This is a genomic window from Burkholderia sp. Bp8992, from assembly GCF_003853705.1.
Taxonomy (GTDB): domain Bacteria; phylum Pseudomonadota; class Gammaproteobacteria; order Burkholderiales; family Burkholderiaceae; genus Burkholderia.
Genome location: NZ_QTQI01000013.1, coordinates 30,163 through 47,589, shown reverse-complemented (window position 1 = coordinate 47,589; position 17,427 = coordinate 30,163). Strand labels below are relative to the sequence as shown.

The following is a 17,427-nucleotide window of genomic DNA, read 5'->3' as shown; positions in this document are numbered from 1 at the left end:
GGGCGCGATGGCGCCGGAACCGCCAACTGGAGAACGCGAAGATGAACTGGGCAGTGACACGAATCGGCGGGCGCTTCCACTACGGATGGCTCGCGGCGGCGGTGGTATTCCTGATCCTGTTGGCGGCAGCCGGCACGCGCGCGACGCCGAGCGTGCTGATGGTGCCGCTCGAGCGCGAGCTCGGCTGGAGCCGGGCGGCGATTTCGCTGGCGATCTCGGTGAATATCGCACTGTACGGCCTGACGGGCCCGTTTGCGGCCGCGGCGATGCAGCGCTTCGGGCTGCGCCCGACGATCCTCACGGCGCTCGTGACGATGAGCGCCGGTGTCGCGCTGTCGTCGATGATGACGCAGAGCTGGCAGATGGTCGTGATCTGGGGCCTGATGGTCGGCTGCTCGACGGGTGTCGTCGCGCTGACGCTGTCCGCGACGTTCGTCACGCGCTGGTTCCATGCGCGGCGCGGCCTCGTGATGGGGATCCTGACCGCCAGCACGGCCACCGGCCAGCTCGTGTTCCTGCCGATGCTCGCGGCGATCGCGCAGCGCCACGGCTGGCGGCCGGTCGTGCTGGTCGTCGCGGTGGCGGCCGCGATCGTGATTCCGCTGGTTGCCTTCCTGCTGCCCGAGCGGCCGGCCGACGTGCAGCTGCGCCCGTACGGCGAACCGGCCGATGCGCCGGCCGCGCCCGTCGCGTCGAAGGAGAACCCGCTCGCGGTCGCGTTCCGCACGCTGCTGATGGCGAGCCGTTCGCGCGACTTCTGGCTGCTGTTCTTCAGCTTCTTCATCTGCGGCGCGAGCACCAACGGCTATGTCGGCACGCACCTGATCGCGATGTGCAGCGACTACGGGATGAGTGAAGTGCAGGGCGCGTCGCTGCTCGCGGCGATGGGCGTGTTCGACCTGTTCGGCACGACGCTGTCGGGCTGGTTGTCCGACCGCTACGACAACCGCGTGCTGCTGTTCTGGTACTACGGGCTGCGCGGGCTGTCGCTGATCTACCTGCCGCATGCGTTCGGGATCGATTTCTTCGGGCTGCCGCTGTTCGCGATGTTCTACGGCCTCGACTGGATCGCAACCGTACCGCCGACCGTGCGGCTCGCGACCGACGTGTTCGGCAAGGCCGCGGCGCCGGTCGTGTTCGGCTGGATCGTCGCCGGCCACCAGCTCGGCGCGGCGTTCGCGGCGCTCGGCGCCGGGCTGCTGCGCGCGAGCCTCGGCACCTACACGATCGCGTCGATGATCTCGGGCGGGCTGTGCATCGTCGGTGCGCTGATCGTGCTGCGGATCAACCGCGGCCCGTCGCGCGCAGCCGCGCAGGCGGCCTGATTGCGGTGAACGCGGCCGGCCGCGCAGCCTGTGGCCGGCCAATGCAGGCAGGGAGATTTGCATAGCGCGGGAGGATCGGGCGCGCAGCCGCTCAAGCGGGTATGCTTGCGGTTCGCCGGGCGTTCGCGCCCCTTCATCGATGTCAGCGAGGAACCGCATGTCCGTCAAACCTGCTCCCACTACTGTTTCGATTCACGATCTGATCGCGGGCCGCTGGAGCCCGCGCGCCTATTCGGACGAGCCCGTCAGTGCCGGCGATCTCCACGCGGTGCTCGAAGCCGCGCGCTGGGCGCCGTCCGCGTACAACGCGCAGCCGTGGCGTTTCATCGTATTCGATCGCGCGCAGGACGAAGACGCGTTCAAGCGCGCGTTCGCGACGCTGGTGCCGTTCAACCAGGGCTGGAATGCGCCGGCGCCCGTGCTGATCGCGGTAACGGCCCACACGCTCACGCCGAAGGGCGAGCCGGCACCCACCGCGTCGTACGACACCGGTGCCGCCGCGATGTCGCTGGTGTTGCAGGCGCACGCGCTCGGCCTCGCCGCCCACCAGATGAGCGGTTTCGACACGAAGGCGTTTCGCGACGCGTTCGCGATTCCGGCCGACGTCGCGATCCTGTCGATCATCTCGCTCGGCCATTACGGCAACGTCGACAAGCTCGACCCCGTGCTGCGCGATCGCGAAAAGGCGCCGCGTACGCGCCAGGCGATCGGCGAAGTCGTGTATGCGGGCGCGTGGAAGAAGAGCTTCGACGCGGCAGCCTGACCACGCAAGCGGGCGGGCTGCACCCTCGTGCACCCCGTTCGCGCGTGTCCGCGGCGCGGCGCACCGCGCCGTTGCCATCGGCACCCGCTGAGCGGTACCGGTGGCCAGCCCCGGTTGTGATCCCGCGGGCTTCATGTTAAAAAGCCCGTCCTTTCCGTTTTCGCGCCGGCCCTGCTGCGGCAACTTCCCATGACTTACTGCGCGATCGATTTCGGCACGTCCAATTCCGCCGTGGCGCTGCCCGACGGCGACGGCATGCGCCTCGCGCCCGTCGAGGGCGACCACCTGACGCTGCCCACCGCGATCTTCTTCAACAACGACGAAGAGATGGTCGAATACGGCCGTGCGGCGCTGGCTTCCTATATCGACGGTTTCGACGGCCGGCTGATGCGCTCGATGAAGAGCATCCTCGGCTCGCCGCTCGCGGAAACGACGACCGATCTCGGCGACGGCAGTGCGATCGCGTACACCGAAATCATCGCGCGCTTCCTGACGCACCTGAAGCGCAAGGCCGAAGCGCGCGCGGGCGCGCCGATCGGCCGCGCGGTGCTCGGCCGGCCGGTGTTCTTCGTCGACGACGATCCGCGCGCCGACCGCCTCGCGCAGGATCAGCTCGAGGCGGCCGCACGATCGGTCGGCTTCGCGGACGTTCACTTCCAGTACGAACCGATCGCCGCCGCGTTCGACTACGAATCGCGCCAGCAGGCCGAGCGCCTCGTGCTCGTCGCCGACATCGGCGGCGGCACGTCCGACTTTTCGCTGGTGCGCGTCGGGCCCGAGCGGATGGCGCGGCTCGAGCGCAAGGACGACGTGCTGGCGCACCACGGCGTGCACGTCGCAGGCACCGACTACGACCGGCGTGTCGAGCTGGCAGCGATCCTGCCCGCATTCGGCTACCGTTCGCTCGACCCGGAAGGGCGCGAGCTGCCGAACAAGATCTACTTCGATCTCGCGACCTGGCACCTGATCAATACGGTCTACACGCCGAAGCGGATCGGCGAGCTGAAGCTGATGAAGCACCTGTACCAGGACGTGCGGCAGTACGACCGGCTCACGAGCGTGGTCGAGCAGCGGCTCGGGCATGCGCTGATGGCGCGCGCGGAAGAAGCGAAGATCGGTGTTGCGGCGGGCGGGGAGACGATGATCAACCTGAACGACGTGGAAGAAGACCTGCTGATCGCATTCGATGCCGATCGCCTCGTCGATGCGAGCCGCGACGACACCTCGCGGATCGTCGACGCCGCGCGCGAGACGGTGCGGCTCGCGGGCGTGGCGCCGCGCGACGTCGGCGCGCTGTATTTCACCGGCGGCTCGACCGGGCTCGCGTTCCTGTCGGGCGCGCTCGCGGGCGCATTCCCGGACGCGCAGCCGGTATTCGGCGACCGTCTCGCAAGTGTCGCGACGGGCCTCGGCATTCACGCGCAACGATTGTTCGGCTGAATGGCAATTGGCGGTTTGGCATAGCCGCCAATGCCGCTCCGGCGCCCAAAAACAAAAAGCCCCGCCGAAGCGGGGCTTTTTTACACGAATTATCGCGCCAAGCTTAGACCGGACGGATGTTCGCAGCTTGCAGACCCTTCGGGCCCGTCTTCACTTCGAATTCAACCTTCTGGTTTTCTTGCAGCGTCTTGAAGCCTTCGACGCGGATTTCCGAGAAGTGCGCGAACAGATCGTCGCCGCCGCCTTCCGGGGTGATGAAGCCGAAGCCCTTTGCGTCATTGAACCACTTGACGGTACCGGTTGCCATGTTACTTGTTCCTAAAAAGATAAAACGGGGCCGAAGCCCATGGGGTGCGGAAAATCAAGGAAGGGGTAATAGGACCAACCGGAGTACCGTTGATGGGCGAACTACGAAAGAACCAATTCACTCGCCACTTGAAATCCTGCGAAGTCCTTTATACGGCTAATCGGTCTGATGGTCAACCGTATTCCCATGCTCTCAGGGTTATTGCGGAGATCAGGTTTACAAAGCTTGCAAGCGATGCGAATTTTTTGTAGGGGTCGATCGATTTTGGCGCCACGCCGGAGGTGCAACCGTTAAACTACGCGCCGCGCGGACGGGTTGCCCCGATCGGATGACCCGTCCCCCCAAGAATGCGTGCGCGGTGCTGTCCGAGCCGATCCCGGACCGCAGGCCGACCATGCTTTTTGAGACATAGGAGAGGATGTGAAGAGTTCTATTCAACGGAACATCGGCCCGTTTGCATTGATGCTGACGGGACTGGGTTCGATTATCGGCTCGGGCTGGCTGTTCGGTGCCTGGAAGGCCGCGAAGATCGCCGGTCCGGCGGCGATCTGCGCATGGATCATCGGTGCTGTCGTGATTCTCGCGATTGCCCTGACGTACGCGGAGCTGGGTGCGATGTTCCCCGAGTCGGGCGGCATGGTGCGTTACGCACGCTACTCGCACGGTTCGCTGGTGGGCTTCATCAGCGCATGGGCCAACTGGATCGCGATCGTATCCGTGATTCCGATCGAGGCCGAAGCGTCGATCCAGTACATGAGCACGTGGCCGTATCCGTGGGCGCATGCATTGTTCGTGAACGGCGAGTTGCAGACACTCGGCCTGCTGCTGTCGGCCGTGCTGGTCGTCATCTACTTCATGCTGAACTACTGGGGCGTCAAGGCCTTCGCGCGGGCGAACACGGCGATCACGATCTTCAAGTTCCTGATCCCCGGCCTCACGATCCTCGGCCTGATGCTGACGAGCTTCCATGCGGAAAACCTCGGCACCGCCTCCAATGCGAGCTTCGCGCCGTATGGCTGGTCGGCCGTGCTGACCGCAGTCGCGACGAGCGGCATCGTGTTCGCGTTCAACGGCTTCCAGAGCCCGGTGAACCTGGCCGGTGAAGCGCGCAACCCGTCGCGCAGCGTGCCGTTCGCGGTGATCACGTCGATCCTGCTCGCACTCGTGATCTACGTGCTGCTGCAGATGGCCTACATCGGTTCGGTGAACCCGGCCGACGTCGCGAAGGGCTGGGCGCACTTCAACTTCTCGTCGCCGTTCGCGGAACTCGCGATCGCGCTGAACCTGAACTGGCTGGCGATCCTGCTGTACGTCGACGCGTTCATCAGCCCGAGCGGCACCGGGACGACCTACATGGCGACGACGACCCGCATGATCTACGCGATGGAGCGCAACAACACGATGCCGAAGATGTTCGGCAACGTGCACCCGATCTACGGCGTGCCGCGCCAGGCGATGTGGTTCAACCTGCTCGTGTCGTTCATCTTCCTGTTCTTCTTCCGCGGCTGGAGCTCGCTCGCGGCGGTGATCTCGGTCGCGACGGTGATCTCGTACCTGACCGGCCCGATCAGCCTGATGGCGCTGCGCCGCTCGGCGACCGACATCGAGCGTCCGTTGTCGATTCCGCTGATGAAGCTGATCGCCCCGTTCGCATTCGTGTGCGCATCGCTGATCCTGTACTGGGCGAAGTGGCCGCTGACGGGCGAAATCATCCTGCTGATGATCGTCGCGCTGCCGGTGTACTTCTACTTCCAGGCGAAATCGGGCTGGACCGGCTGGGGTGCCGACCTGAAGGCCGCATGGTGGCTGGTCGCGTACCTGCCGACGATGGCCGTGCTGTCGCTGATCGGCAGCAAGGAATTCGGCGGTCACGGCTACCTGCCGTACGGCTGGGACATGCTGATCGTCGCGGCGATCTCGCTGGTGTTCTACTTCTGGGGTGTGAATACGGGCTACCGGACCCAGTATCTCGACGAGCGCGAGTCGCACGACGAGATCCTCGAAGGGGTCGGTGTCTGACGCCTGACCTGTCGCCGGATTCGGCGGCGGCAGGATGCGGCGAAAAAAAGCCCGTCCGAGCGATGCTCGGGCGGGCTTTTTTGTTTGTGGCCGGCGGTTGCGTCGCGGCTCAGGCGTTGGCGCTCGCGAACACGTAGTTCGTCATCGCGAGCACGCGCTGGTAGGTGCCGAGCGACTGGATGCCGAGCTGGTAGTCGTCGTCCGCCGCACCGAGCGCCGTGAAGACCGGCAGCAGGTGCTCGTCGGTCGGATGCATCAGCGCCGCGTGCGGCGCCTGCCGGCGGTAGTCGAGCAGCGCGTCGACATCGCGCGCGGCAAGCTTTGCCTCGAACCAGTCGGTGAATTCCGCGACGCGCGGGTCCGCGTCCTCGGGCGCGGCGCCGAAATCGGCTGCGCGCAGGTTGTGCGTGATCTGGCCCGAACCGATCACCATCACGCCTTCGTCGCGCAGCGGCCGCAGCGCGCGGCCGAGCGCGAAGTGATGCGCCGCATCCGCGCGGGGCTGGATCGACAATTGGGCCACGGGCACGTCGGCCTCCGGGAACATCAGCAGCATCGGCACCCACGCGCCGTGGTCGAGCCCGTGCTCGGTCGTCGCGGTCGCGATGCCGGCCGCATTCAGCAACGTGGCCGCGCGCGCGGCGACATCGGGCGCGCCCGGCGCCGGATAGCGGATGTCGTACAGCGCCTGCGGGAAACCGTAGAAATCGTGGATCGTTTCCGGATGCGCGGCGACGCTCGCGACCGGCCGTTGCGTGCCCCAGTGCGCGGACAGCATCAGCACAGCGCGCGGGCGCGGCAATTCGGCACCGAGGTGCGTGAACGCGCCGGACGGCAGCGTCGGGTCGATCGGCAGCGTCGGCGCGCCGTGGGACAGGTACAGCGAAGGCAAGCGGTTCATGGTGGTGGCCTGCGAAAAAGGGTTTGCCTGTGACTATAGGCGCGCACCCGAAATTGATAAATCGGCGTTTCTGAATTTGATTGACGCTTGTTTGTTGATAATCGGCGCAACGCGATGCATGACGATGCGGGTAGTCGTCAGTTTGCGTGCAATCGAATGAGCTGCCGTGAAAATCGGCGAAGATGCGCGAAGAAGGGGGCGAAGTAGCGCTTACTGCGCGTGCCGGATGCCGGCCCACGGTGTCGTCTGCGGCGCGCTGAGCGCGAACAGGTCGAGCACGCGCGTGACGGTCTGGTCGACGAGTTCCTCGATCGTCTTCGGCATCGCGTAGAACGCGGGCAGCGGCGGAAAGACGATGCCGCCCATCTCGGTGACGGCGGTCATGTTGCGCAGATGCGCGAGGTTGAACGGCGTTTCGCGCACCATCAGCACGAGACGGCGGCGTTCTTTCAGCGTGACGTCGGCCGCGCGCGTGATCAGGTTGTCGGACAGCCCGTGCGCGACGCTCGCGAGCGTCTTCATCGAGCATGGCGCGATCACCATCCCGTCGGTCGCGAACGAACCCGACGCGATCGTCGCGCCGACGTCGCGCACCGAGTGCACGACGTCCGCACGGCTTTCGACATCGGCCTTCGGCAGCTTCAGCTCGTGCTGGATGTTGAGCCAGCCGGCGTTCGAGATCAGCAGGTGCGTTTCGACGCCGCCCGCGGCGCGCAGCAGGTCGAGCAGCCGGACGCCGTAGATCGCGCCGGTGGCGCCGGTGATCGCGACGATCAGCCGGCGTGGCGGCGCGCTGGGAGATGCCATCGAAAGGGGGGCGGGTTCCGCGTGTTAAGCGGCGGCGAACAGTTGCTGCAGTTCGCCCGACTGGTACATCTCCATCATGATGTCCGAGCCGCCGATGAATTCGCCCTTCACATAGAGCTGCGGGATGGTCGGCCAGTTCGAGAATGCCTTGATGCCCTGGCGGATTTCGTCGTCTTCAAGCACGTTGACCGTCTTGAACTGGTCGACGCCGCAGGCTTTCAGCACCTGCACGGCGCGGCCCGAGAAGCCGCACATCGGGAATTGCGCGTTGCCCTTCATGAAGAGCACGACCTGGTTTTCGTCGACGATTTGCTTGATACGTTGTTGGGTGTCCATGACTGACCTTGCGTTTGCGGGGCGTTAGATCGAAATGATAGCGGATTTCAACCGGGCGGGCCGGGCATCAGCCCGGCAGCCGGCCGCCTGTCGTGCGTTCGATCGCGGCGAGATCGGCGAGCGATTCGACCGCGACGAAGCCGTGCGAGGCGAGGATCGTGCGGACGGCTTCGGCCTGGTCGTAGCCGTGCTCGATCCAGAGCGTGCCGCCCGGTTTCAGATGGATGCCGGCGCCCGCGACGATCGTGCGGATCGCGCTGAGGCCGTCGGCATCGTCAGTGAGTGCGCCGCGCGGCTCGAAACGCAGGTCGCCCTGCGCGAGGTGCGGATCGTGCTGCGCGATGTACGGCGGGTTGCTGACGATCGTGTCGAACACGAGCGCCGGATCGAGCGCCGCGTACCAGTCGCTCTGCAGCCACTGCAGCGGGCCGCCGGGACGGCGTGCGTCGAGCAGCTTGTCCGCGTTGCGTTGCGCGACGGCGAGCGCAGCCGGCGAGCGGTCGAGCGCCCACACGCGCGCATCGGGGCGTTCCGCCGCGATCGACACGGCGATCGCGCCGCTGCCGGTACCGAGATCGAGCACGGCAGCGTGCGGCAGCCCGTCGATCGCATCGAGCGCGGCTTCGACGAGCAGTTCGGTTTCGGGGCGCGGGATCAGCACGTCGGGCGTCACGTCGAACGGGCGGCCGAAGAACTCGCGCATCCCGACCAGTTGCGCGACGGGCTCGCCGGCGACGCGGCGCGCTTCGAGCGCGCGGTAGCGTTCGACCGCGGCCGCGTCGAGCGGCGCATCGCCGCGCGTGATCAGTTGCGTGCGGGTCCAGCCGAGCGCGTGCGCGAGCAGTACGCGCGCATCGACCGCGTCGAGCGGCGACGCGCGCAGCAATTCGTCGGCAGTGGTGTCGGGCATCGCGGCCTCAGTCGGCGTCGCCGAGCGACGCCAGCAGCTCGGCCTGATGCTCGCTGACGAGCGCGCCGATCAGTTCGTCGAGATCGCCGTCCATGATCGCCTCGAGCCGGTACAGCGTCAGGTTGATCCGGTGGTCGGTCATCCGGCCTTGCGGGAAGTTGTAGGTGCGGATCCGCTCGGAACGGTCGCCGGAGCCGATCAGGCTCTTGCGCGTCGCGGCTTCCTTCGCATGCTGCTCGTGATACTGCTTGTCCTTGATGCGCGCGGCGAGCACCTTCAGCGCGCGATCCTTGTTCTTGTGCTGCGAACGGTCGTCCTGGCATTCGACGACGATCCCGGTCGGGATGTGCGTGACGCGCACGGCCGAATCGGTCTTGTTGATGTGCTGGCCGCCCGCGCCGGACGCGCGGAACGTGTCGATCCGCAGGTCGGCCGGATTGATCTCGACCTCGCCGATCTCGTCGGCTTCCGGCATCACCGCGACCGTGCACGCGGACGTATGGATGCGCCCCTGCGTCTCGGTCGCCGGCACGCGCTGGACGCGATGGCCGCCCGATTCGAATTTCAGGCGCGAATATGCGCCCTGGCCCGCGATCCGCACGATCACTTCCTTGTAGCCGCCCAGATCCGACGCGCTCTCCGACATCATTTCGACCTGCCAGCGCTGGCGTTCCGCGAAGCGCAGGTACATGCGCAGCAGGTCGCCCGCAAACAGCGCCGATTCGTCGCCGCCCGTGCCCGCACGGATTTCGAGGAAGATGTTGCGGTCGTCGTTCGGATCCTTCGGCAGCAGCATCTTCTGCAGCTCGGTCTCGAGGCGCGCCATGCCGTCGCGTGCGCTGCGGATTTCGTCTTCCGCGAAGTCTCGCATTGACGGATCGGCAAGCAGCTCCTGCGCGGCCGTCTCGTCGCTGCGCGACTGGCGCCACAGCGCGTATTGCTCGACGACCGGGCCGAGTTCCGCATGTTCACGCGTCAGTTTGCGGTACTGGTCGAGGTCGGCCGTGACGTTTTCGCGGCTCAGCAGATCGTTCAGTTCGGCCAGCCGTGTGGACAGCTGGTCGAGCTTGCGTTGCATGCTCGTCTTCATGGTGTGGAGCGGCGCTCCCGGGCAAGGGGTATTCGGAAAGGATAGGCCGGTGGCAGGACAACGACCGGCCGGCGGCAGGGCGAGCGGCCGGCGCTAGTGGCCGGACTGGTCGTTCGAGCGCGGCGCGTGCTGGTAGAAGCCGCGCATCAGGTCGATCAGCGAATCGCGATCGGCGCCGTTCACGCGGTTGAGCGCGCTCGTCGGGCCGTGGATCAGCTTGTTGGTCAGCGCCTGCGACAACGCTTCGAGTACGGCGGCCGGATCGTCGCCGCGTGCGAGCAGCTTCTGCGCCTTGTCGACTTCGGCGCGGCGCAGCGCGTCGGCCTGCGTATGCATGTGACGAATCACCGGCACGACGCTGCGCGTGTCGAGCCATTGCATGAAATTCTGCACGCGCGTCTCGATGATCGCTTCGGCCTGCGCAACCGCGGCCTGGCGCGACGCGTTGCCTTCACGCACGATCGCGCCGAGATCGTCGACGGTGTAGAGGAACACGTCCTTCAGCTTGCCGACTTCGGGCTCGATGTCGCGCGGCACCGCGAGGTCGACCATGAAGATCGGGCGGTGGCGGCGTGCCTTCACCGCGCGCTCCACTGCACCGAGGCCGATGATCGGCAGCGTCGACGCCGTGCACGACACGATGATGTCGAATTCGTGCATGCGGGTGGGCAGGTCGGCCAGCGGCATCGCGCGGCCGTTGAAGCGTTCGGCGAGCCGCTGGCCGCGTTCGGCCGTGCGGTTCGCGACGACGAGTTCGCGCGGGCCTTGCGCGGCGAAGTGCGTCGCGCACAGCTCGATCATTTCGCCGGCGCCGATGAACAGCACGCGCTGATCGGACACCTTTTCGAAGATCCGCTGCGCGAGGCGTACCGCGGCGGCTGCCATCGACACCGACTGCGTGCCGATTTCGGTCGTGCCGCGCACTTCCTTCGCGACCGCGAACGTGCGCTGGAACAGCTGGTTCAGATAGGTGCCGAGCGCGCCGGCTTCCGTCGCGGTGCGCACGGCGTCCTTCATCTGGCCCAGGATCTGGGTTTCGCCGAGCACCATCGAATCGAGGCCGGATGCGACGCGGAATGCGTGCCGGACCGCTTCGGACTGCGGCAGCGCGTACACGTGCGGCGCAAGCTCGTCGACCGGAATCCGGTGATACTCCGACAGCCAGCGGACCGCGCCTTCGCGTGCCGCGCGATCGTCGGTCGCGCAATACAGTTCGGTGCGGTTGCAGGTGGAGAGGATCGCCGCTTCAGGCGTATTGGGCGCCTGGGGGCCGAGAAACACATTCTTGAACGTGACGAGAGCCGGCTTGATCTGCTCGAGCGGAAACGCCACGCGTTCGCGCAGGGCGACAGGCGCAGTGTGGTGATTGATTCCGATCGTGAGGAGTTGCATATCAAGGGCTATCGTTTAGCCCCATATTATAGCGTTTCAGCGATTTCCTCACTCGCCGCATACCGGGCATCAGCATGGCGGGGCCGTGAATTTGGGGGCTCGATCGGCACGCGGTCGAGCTGGTAGCCGAAGCCGTAGAGCGGCAGCAACCGGTAGCCGCGCTCCGGAAGCAGCCGCAATTTGCTGCGCAGCCGGGACGCGTGCGTATCGAGCGTGCGCGACTTCATGTCGCGGCGGCGCCCCCATACCGTTTCGAGGATATGGGCGCGCGACACGGGCCGCGACAGGTTCGTGAACAGCAGCTGGGCGAAACGGAACTCCTTGGGCGTCAGGGAAACGATTGCGTCGCCGAAGCGCACGAGATCATGCGTGGCGTCGAATGCATATTCGCCATACATTTCGCGCGAGCGGGTGGGCGGGCGGCGTACGCCGGCGCGCCGGCTCAGCGCGTTGACGCGTGCAAGCAGCTCGGGGCCGCTCACGGGCCGCGCGAGGCAATCGTCGGCGCCCGCGTGCAGGCACGAGACGATTTCGCTTTCGCGCGGCGACTGCATCATGGCGATGGCCGGCAAACCGGGCAGGACTGCCTGCGCGCGCGGAATGACCTCCTGGGCCGGCTGGTCGCCGGCCCAGTGGCCGGTGATCAGCATGTCGCAGGTGTTGTCTGCGGCGAGCCACGCGAAGAATGCGGCGCTGGACGGAAACGCGTGGCACACGTGGCCGCCCGCGAAGAGCAGGCGGTTCAGGAGTGCGACATGACGCGACTCCGGATCGATCAGAGCGATTCGCATGAGAATTTCTTCAATACGGCAGCCGGTGCGCGCTTGCCATAACGTCGAGTCGGCCCCTACACTCGAATGTTCGCGGCACCCGGCTGGTCCCGGGTTCGATGGATGAATCGATGCTAGCCGCTGGTAACGTTCACGCCTATGGGACGAATCTGAATTTATAGAAGGCGTTGAATGAACTGGTTTGGAATCCTTGTCCTGGGAGCGGCCGTCGGGCTGTTCGGCCGCTGGCTGCATCCGATGCGGCGCACGGGCCGGCCGGCATGGTGGATCGCCGTGCTCGCCGGCATCGCTGGCGCGGTCGCCGCCCGCATGGCCGGCAACCTCTCGGGACTGTTTTACGATGGCGAGACGCTCGAATGGCCGGTCTGCACCGGCGTCGCGTTCCTTGCCGTAGCCGTGACGGTCGCGCTGTCGGCCCGTCGCTGAATGCTCTCAGGTGAAATCATGAATGCCCGTCTTCCCGAAGTCTCGCCGGTGCCGGCCCGCCTCGCGCTGCTGCGCGGCGCCATGGCCCGCGAGGATCTGGCCGCCTATCTCGTGCCGTCCGCCGACCCCCACCTGTCCGAATACCTGCCCGAACGCTGGCAGGCGCGCCGCTGGCTGTCGGGCTTCACGGGCTCGGTCGGCACGCTGGTCGTGACCGCGGATTTTGCGGGGTTGTGGGTCGACAGCCGCTACTGGGTGCAGGCCGACGCCGAGCTGGCCGGCACGGGCGTGCAGCTGATGAAGATGACGGGCGGGCAGCAGAGCGCGCCGCACGTCGACTGGCTGGCGCAGAACGTGCCGGCCGGCATGACGGTCGGCGTCGACGGTGCGGTGCTCGGCGTCTCGGCCGCACGCGGGCTGACGGCCGCGCTGAGCACGCGCGGCATCGCGCTGCGCACCGATCTCGACCTGCTCGACGCGATCTGGCCCGAGCGGCCGGGGCTGCCCGGCGACGCGGTGTTCGAGCACGTGGCGCCGCAGGCCGACACGACGCGCGCGAGCAAGCTGGCCGACGTGCGCCGCGCGATGCACGCGCAGGGCGCGCAGTGGCATTTCGTGTCGACGCTCGACGACCTCGCATGGCTGTTCAACCTGCGCGGCGCCGACGTCAACTTCAATCCCGTGTTCGTTGCGCACGCAATGATCGGCGCCGATCGCGCGACGCTGTTCGTCGCCGACGGCAAGGTGTCGCCGGCACTGGCCGCGTCGCTCGCGCAGGACGGCGTCGACGTCCATGCCTACGACGACGCGCGCGCGTCGCTCGCCGCGCTGCCCGCCGGCGCGACGCTGCTGGTCGATCCGCGCCGCGTGACGTTCGGCACGCTCGAGGCCGTGCCGGCCGGCGTGACGCTCGTCGAGGCCGTGAATCCGTCGACGTTCGCGAAGTCGCGCAAGACGTCCGCCGAGATCGAGCACGTGCGCGTGACGATGGAGCACGACGGAGCAGCGCTCGCGGAATTCTTCGCTTGGTTCGAACAGGCCGTGAACCGCGAGACGATCACCGAGCTGACGATCGAGGAGAAGCTCACGGCCGCGCGCGCACGGCGCCCCGGCTACGTGTCCGCCAGCTTCGCGACGATTGCCGGCTTCAACGCGAACGGCGCGATGCCGCATTACCATGCGACGCCCGAATCGCACGCGACGATCGCCGGCGATGGCCTGCTGCTGATCGATTCGGGCGGCCAGTACATGACGGGCACGACCGACATCACGCGCGTCGTGCCGGTCGGCACCGTCAGCGACCTGCAGCGGCGCGATTTCACGATCGTGCTGAAATCGATGATGGCGCTGTCGCGCGCACGCTTCCCGCGCGGCATCCGCTCGCCGATGCTCGACGCGATCGCGCGCGCGCCGATGTGGGCGGCCGGGCTCGACTACGGGCACGGCACGGGGCACGGCGTCGGCTACTTCCTGAATGTGCACGAAGGCCCGCAGGTCATCTCGCACTACGCGCCGGCCGAGCCGCACACGGCGATGGAAGAGGGGATGATCACGTCGATCGAGCCGGGCGTGTACCGCCCCGGCCAGTGGGGCATCCGGATCGAGAACCTGGTCGTGAACCGCGCGGCCGGGAAGACGGAATTCGGCGATTTCCTCGCGTTCGAGACGCTGACGCTGTGCCCGATCGACACGCGCTGCGTGCTGATCGAGATGCTGCACGACGAAGAGCGCGCGTGGCTGAACACGTATCACGCGACGGTGCGCGAGCGCGTCGGCCGGCACCTGAGCGGCGATGCGAAGGCGTGGCTCGACGCACGCACGCAGCCGATCTGACGCAACAAGCGACATCGGCCGGACGACGGCCGAACGCAAAACCGAGGGCTAGCAATGGCGGACACCGCAGTGATCGTGATCGACATGCAGCGCGGGCTGCTGGAGCGGGCGCAGCCCGCTTACCGGCTCGACGACGTCGTGTCGGGCATCAACCGGTTGGCGGCGGCGGCGCGCGCGGCGAACGCGCCCGTCTGCTTCGTGCAGCACGACGGCGATGCGGATGACGACGTCGTGCCCGGCACGCCGGGCTGGGAGTTGCATGCGGGGCTGGTCGTCGGCGACGACGACTGGCGCGTGCGCAAGCAGATGAGCGATTCGTTCCACGATACGCCGCTAGCGGCGCAGCTCGATCGCCACGGCATCCGTTCGGTGCTGATCTGCGGCTACGCGACCGAATTCTGCGTCGATTCGGCTGCACGCCGTGCCGCGCTGCTCGGCTACCGGACGACCGTCGTGTCCGACCTGCACACGACGAACGAGCGCACGCACCTGTCGGCCGCGCAGATCGTCGCGCACCACCACTTCATCTGGAACAACAACTCGCTGTCGGGCAACGCGGTGACGCCGCGCCCGCTTGCCGACGTACTCGCGACGGAGTTCGCATGACGATCAAGGCCGTGGTGTTCGATTTCGGCGGCGTGCTGATCGACTGGAGCCCCGAGTATCTTTACCGTGAACTGATTCCCGACGAAGCCGAGCGTCGCTGGTTTCTCACGCACGTGTGCGCGATGGACTGGGTGGTCCGCCAGGACGGCGGGCAGACGATCGACGAAGGCACGGCCGAGCTCGTCGCGAAGTTTCCGGAGCACGAGGCGCTGATCCGTGCCTTCTATGCACGCTGGCACGAGATGATCGGCGGTGTGCTCGAAGAAGGCGCCGCGCTGGTCGACCGGCTGGACGCGCAGGGGATGCCGCTGTTCGGGCTGACGAACTGGTCCGCGCAGACGTTTCCGTATGCGTGGGACAACTTCCCGGTGCTGCGGCGCTTCAAGGACATCGTCGTGTCCGGCCGCGTGAAGCTCGTGAAGCCCGATCCGGCGATCTATCGCGAGATGCATGCGCGGATCGAGCCGCACCTGCCGGGCATCGCGCCGCACGAGCTCGTGTTCATCGACGACAACGCGAAGAATGCGGAGGCCGCGACGGCGCTCGGCTGGCACGGCATTCATCATACGAGCGCGGCGGCAACCGAGGCGCGGTTGCGCGAACTGGGCGCGCTCGCGTAAGCGGCGGGCGAGCGCTCGGGCAAATGAAAAAGCGGGCCATCGGCCCGCTTTTTCTTGGTGCTGCTCCGGAAGCGAGGCCCTTCGGCATCCAGCCCCGCGTTGCCGCGGTGCCGGCGCCCGGGCCGCGCCGGTCAGCGGCTGATCGGCTTGTAGCGCAGACGCTTCGGCTTCGCGGCTTCCTCGCCGAGGCGCGCACGCTTGTCGGCTTCGTACTCCTGGTAGTTGCCGTCGAAGAACGTGACCTGCGAATCGCCTTCGAACGCGAGGATGTGCGTCGCGATCCGGTCGAGGAACCAGCGATCGTGCGAGATCACCATCACCGAGCCCGCGAATTCGAGCAGCGCGTCTTCCAGCGCACGCAGCGTTTCGACGTCGAGGTCGTTCGACGGTTCGTCGAGCAGCAGCACGTTGCCGCCCGAGATCAGCGTCTTCGCGAGGTGCAGGCGGCCGCGTTCGCCGCCGGACAGGTTGCCGACGATCTTCTGCTGGTCGCCGCCCTTGAAGTTGAAGCGGCCGATGTACGCGCGCGACGGCGTTTCGTACTTGCCGACCGTCAGCACGTCGGCGCCGCCCGAGATTTCCTCGAACACCGTCTTCGAGCCGTCGAGGGCGTCGCGGCTCTGGTCGACGTACGCGAGCTTCACCGTCGGGCCCATCACGACTTCGCCCGAATCCGGCTGTTCCTTGCCGGTCAGCATCTTGAACAGCGTCGACTTGCCGGCGCCGTTCGGGCCGATGATGCCGACGATCGCGCCGGCCGGAATCTTGAAGTTCAGGTTGTCGATCAGCAGGCGATCGCCGAACGACTTGCTGACGTTCTTGAACTCGATCACTTCGTTGCCGAGGCGTTCGCCGGCCGGAATGAAGATTTCCTGCGTTTCGTTGCGCTTCTGGTATTCCTGGCTGCTCAGTTCCTCGAAGCGCGCGATACGCGCCTTCGACTTCGCCTGGCGACCCTTCGGGTTCTGGCGCACCCACTCCAGTTCCTTCTTGATCGCCTTCTGGCGTGCCGATTCCGACGCTTCTTCCTGCTTCAGGCGCTCTTCCTTCTGGTCGAGCCAGCTGCTGTAGTTGCCCTTCCACGGAATGCCGTGGCCGCGGTCGAGTTCGAGAATCCACTCGGCCGCGTTGTCGAGGAAGTAGCGATCGTGGGTGACGGCGACCACGGTGCCCGGGAAGCGCACCAGGAACTGCTCGAGCCAGTCGACCGATTCGGCGTCGAGGTGGTTGGTCGGTTCGTCGAGCAGCAGCATGTCCGGCTTTTCGAGCAGCAGCTTGCACAGTGCGACGCGGCGCTTCTCACCGCCCGACAGGTGCTCGATCTTCGCGTCCCACGCCGGCAGGCGCAGCGCGTCGGCCGCCACTTCGAGCTGCTGCTCGGGGCTGCCGCCGTCGCTCGACGCGAGGATCGCCTCGTACTTCGCCTGCTCGGCCGCGAGTGCGTCGAAATCGGCGTCGGGTTCCGCGTAGGCCGCGTAGATTTCTTCCAGCTTCTTGTTGGCCTGGAACAGGTCGCCGAGGCCTTCCTCGACGGCTTCGCGCACGGTCTTCGTCGGATCGAGCTGCGGTTCCTGCGGCAGGTAGCCGATGTTCAGGTTCGGCATCGGCGTGGCTTCGCCTTCGATGTCCTTGTCGACGCCCGCCATGATGCGGATCAGCGTCGACTTGCCCGAGCCGTTCAGGCCGAGCACGCCGATCTTCGCGCCGGGAAAGAACGACAGCGAGATGTCCTTCAGGATCTGGCGCTTGGGCGGCACGATCTTGCCGACCCGGTTCATCGTGAAAACGTATTGGGCCATTTCGGTGTGAAAGTCAGAAGTGGTTGAGACGGCCGCGCAGCGCGCAGGCGTGGCGGCGTCGG

At 66.7% G+C, this 17,427-nt stretch carries 17 protein-coding genes; 8 read left to right on the top strand and 9 right to left on the bottom strand.

Annotated features, from left to right (window positions below; all coding sequences use genetic code 11):
• Positions 1-41 precede the first annotated feature (41 nt).
• From DIE03_RS19760 to DIE03_RS19750, 3 genes are all read left to right on the top strand, one after another.
• On the top strand, positions 42-1,325 hold the full coding sequence (locus DIE03_RS19760) for an MFS transporter (protein ID WP_124453208.1): 1,284 nt from the start codon (positions 42-44) through the stop codon (positions 1,323-1,325).
• Between the two features lie 157 nt (positions 1,326-1,482).
• Positions 1,483-2,088 (top strand): nitroreductase family protein, encoded by a 606-nt coding sequence (locus DIE03_RS19755; RefSeq protein WP_124453206.1) that lies wholly within the window; start codon positions 1,483-1,485, stop codon positions 2,086-2,088.
• A 189-nt stretch (positions 2,089-2,277) separates the two neighbouring features.
• Entirely contained in the window at positions 2,278-3,528 is a 1,251-nt protein-coding gene (locus tag DIE03_RS19750) for an Hsp70 family protein (protein ID WP_124453204.1), read from the top strand.
• Positions 3,529-3,631: 103 nt separating this feature from the next.
• Here the strand turns inward: DIE03_RS19750 and DIE03_RS19745 are convergent, their stop codons facing one another.
• A complete protein-coding gene (locus tag DIE03_RS19745; protein ID WP_006477070.1) occupies positions 3,632-3,835 on the bottom strand; it encodes a cold-shock protein in 204 nt (67 codons plus the stop codon).
• Positions 3,836-4,255: 420 nt separating this feature from the next.
• Here DIE03_RS19745 and DIE03_RS19735 point away from each other — a divergent pair, with 420 nt between their 5' ends.
• Entirely contained in the window at positions 4,256-5,854 is a 1,599-nt protein-coding gene (locus DIE03_RS19735) for an APC family permease (RefSeq protein WP_124453200.1), read from the top strand.
• Between the two features lie 109 nt (positions 5,855-5,963).
• On the opposite strand, the gene DIE03_RS19730 is transcribed toward DIE03_RS19735, so the two are convergent.
• The 7 genes from DIE03_RS19730 to DIE03_RS19700 all read right to left on the bottom strand — a co-directional run bounded on the left by DIE03_RS19730 (position 5,964) and on the right by DIE03_RS19700 (position 12,081).
• Entirely contained in the window at positions 5,964-6,755 is a 792-nt protein-coding gene (locus DIE03_RS19730; RefSeq protein ID WP_124453198.1) for a class III extradiol ring-cleavage dioxygenase, read from the bottom strand.
• A 210-nt stretch (positions 6,756-6,965) separates the two neighbouring features.
• A complete protein-coding gene (locus tag DIE03_RS19725; protein ID WP_059236411.1) occupies positions 6,966-7,562 on the bottom strand; it encodes a UbiX family flavin prenyltransferase in 597 nt (198 codons plus the stop codon).
• 24 nt (positions 7,563-7,586) lie between these two features.
• Positions 7,587-7,898: a Grx4 family monothiol glutaredoxin gene (grxD, locus tag DIE03_RS19720; protein WP_006477066.1), complete on the bottom strand. Its 312-nt coding sequence runs from the start codon at positions 7,896-7,898 to the stop codon at positions 7,587-7,589.
• A gap of 67 nt (positions 7,899-7,965) precedes the next feature.
• Positions 7,966-8,808 (bottom strand): peptide chain release factor N(5)-glutamine methyltransferase, encoded by an 843-nt coding sequence (gene prmC / locus DIE03_RS19715; RefSeq protein ID WP_124453196.1) that lies wholly within the window; start codon positions 8,806-8,808, stop codon positions 7,966-7,968.
• Positions 8,809-8,815: 7 nt separating this feature from the next.
• Entirely contained in the window at positions 8,816-9,898 is a 1,083-nt protein-coding gene (gene prfA / locus DIE03_RS19710; RefSeq protein WP_124453194.1) for a peptide chain release factor 1, read from the bottom strand.
• A gap of 93 nt (positions 9,899-9,991) precedes the next feature.
• On the bottom strand, positions 9,992-11,290 hold the full coding sequence (gene hemA, locus DIE03_RS19705; protein ID WP_011350794.1) for a glutamyl-tRNA reductase: 1,299 nt from the start codon (positions 11,288-11,290) through the stop codon (positions 9,992-9,994).
• A 26-nt stretch (positions 11,291-11,316) separates the two neighbouring features.
• Complete coding sequence (locus DIE03_RS19700; RefSeq protein WP_124453192.1) at positions 11,317-12,081, bottom strand: response regulator transcription factor; 765 nt, start codon at positions 12,079-12,081, stop codon at positions 11,317-11,319.
• 171 nt (positions 12,082-12,252) lie between these two features.
• Here DIE03_RS19700 and DIE03_RS19695 point away from each other — a divergent pair, with 171 nt between their 5' ends.
• From DIE03_RS19695 to DIE03_RS19680, 4 genes are read left to right on the top strand one after another with little or no spacing between them, the layout of a single operon-like run.
• Positions 12,253-12,507 carry a hypothetical protein gene (locus DIE03_RS19695; RefSeq protein WP_124453190.1) on the top strand — a complete coding sequence of 85 codons (255 nt, stop codon included), beginning with the start codon at positions 12,253-12,255 and terminating at the stop codon, positions 12,505-12,507.
• An 18-nt stretch (positions 12,508-12,525) separates the two neighbouring features.
• Positions 12,526-14,340, top strand: a complete 1,815-nt coding sequence (locus tag DIE03_RS19690; protein WP_124453188.1) for an aminopeptidase P family protein — start codon at positions 12,526-12,528, stop codon at positions 14,338-14,340.
• Positions 14,341-14,394: 54 nt separating this feature from the next.
• On the top strand, positions 14,395-14,946 hold the full coding sequence (locus DIE03_RS19685; RefSeq protein ID WP_124453186.1) for an isochorismatase family protein: 552 nt from the start codon (positions 14,395-14,397) through the stop codon (positions 14,944-14,946).
• Entirely contained in the window at positions 14,943-15,566 is a 624-nt protein-coding gene (locus DIE03_RS19680) for an HAD family hydrolase (RefSeq protein ID WP_124453184.1), read from the top strand. The genes DIE03_RS19685 and DIE03_RS19680 overlap by 4 nt, the downstream gene beginning before the upstream one ends.
• A 131-nt stretch (positions 15,567-15,697) precedes the next feature.
• Here DIE03_RS19680 and ettA read toward each other — a convergent pair whose 3' ends face one another.
• Positions 15,698-17,365 (bottom strand): energy-dependent translational throttle protein EttA, encoded by a 1,668-nt coding sequence (gene ettA / locus DIE03_RS19675; RefSeq protein ID WP_124453182.1) that lies wholly within the window; start codon positions 17,363-17,365, stop codon positions 15,698-15,700.
• Positions 17,366-17,427 lie beyond the last annotated feature (62 nt).

Bases quoted from the DNA above. Each gene is read 5' to 3' on its own strand.
- DIE03_RS19760 (WP_124453208.1), top strand. From the start codon at position 42: ATGAACTGGGCAGTGACACGAATCGGCGGGCGCTTCCACTACGGATGG.
- DIE03_RS19755 (WP_124453206.1), top strand. From the start codon at position 1,483: ATGTCCGTCAAACCTGCTCCCACTACTGTTTCGATTCACGATCTGATC.
- DIE03_RS19750 (WP_124453204.1), top strand. From the start codon at position 2,278: ATGACTTACTGCGCGATCGATTTCGGCACGTCCAATTCCGCCGTGGCG.
- DIE03_RS19745 (WP_006477070.1), bottom strand. From the start codon at position 3,835: ATGGCAACCGGTACCGTCAAGTGGTTCAATGACGCAAAGGGCTTCGGC.
- DIE03_RS19730 (WP_124453198.1), bottom strand. From the start codon at position 6,755: ATGAACCGCTTGCCTTCGCTGTACCTGTCCCACGGCGCGCCGACGCTG.
- DIE03_RS19725 (WP_059236411.1), bottom strand. From the start codon at position 7,562: ATGGCATCTCCCAGCGCGCCGCCACGCCGGCTGATCGTCGCGATCACC.
- grxD (WP_006477066.1), bottom strand. From the start codon at position 7,898: ATGGACACCCAACAACGTATCAAGCAAATCGTCGACGAAAACCAGGTC.
- prmC (WP_124453196.1), bottom strand. From the start codon at position 8,808: ATGCCCGACACCACTGCCGACGAATTGCTGCGCGCGTCGCCGCTCGAC.
- prfA (WP_124453194.1), bottom strand. From the start codon at position 9,898: ATGAAGACGAGCATGCAACGCAAGCTCGACCAGCTGTCCACACGGCTG.
- hemA (WP_011350794.1), bottom strand. From the start codon at position 11,290: ATGCAACTCCTCACGATCGGAATCAATCACCACACTGCGCCTGTCGCC.
- DIE03_RS19700 (WP_124453192.1), bottom strand. From the start codon at position 12,081: ATGCGAATCGCTCTGATCGATCCGGAGTCGCGTCATGTCGCACTCCTG.
- DIE03_RS19695 (WP_124453190.1), top strand. From the start codon at position 12,253: ATGAACTGGTTTGGAATCCTTGTCCTGGGAGCGGCCGTCGGGCTGTTC.
- DIE03_RS19690 (WP_124453188.1), top strand. From the start codon at position 12,526: ATGAATGCCCGTCTTCCCGAAGTCTCGCCGGTGCCGGCCCGCCTCGCG.
- DIE03_RS19685 (WP_124453186.1), top strand. From the start codon at position 14,395: ATGGCGGACACCGCAGTGATCGTGATCGACATGCAGCGCGGGCTGCTG.
- DIE03_RS19680 (WP_124453184.1), top strand. From the start codon at position 14,943: ATGACGATCAAGGCCGTGGTGTTCGATTTCGGCGGCGTGCTGATCGAC.
- ettA (WP_124453182.1), bottom strand. From the start codon at position 17,365: ATGGCCCAATACGTTTTCACGATGAACCGGGTCGGCAAGATCGTGCCG.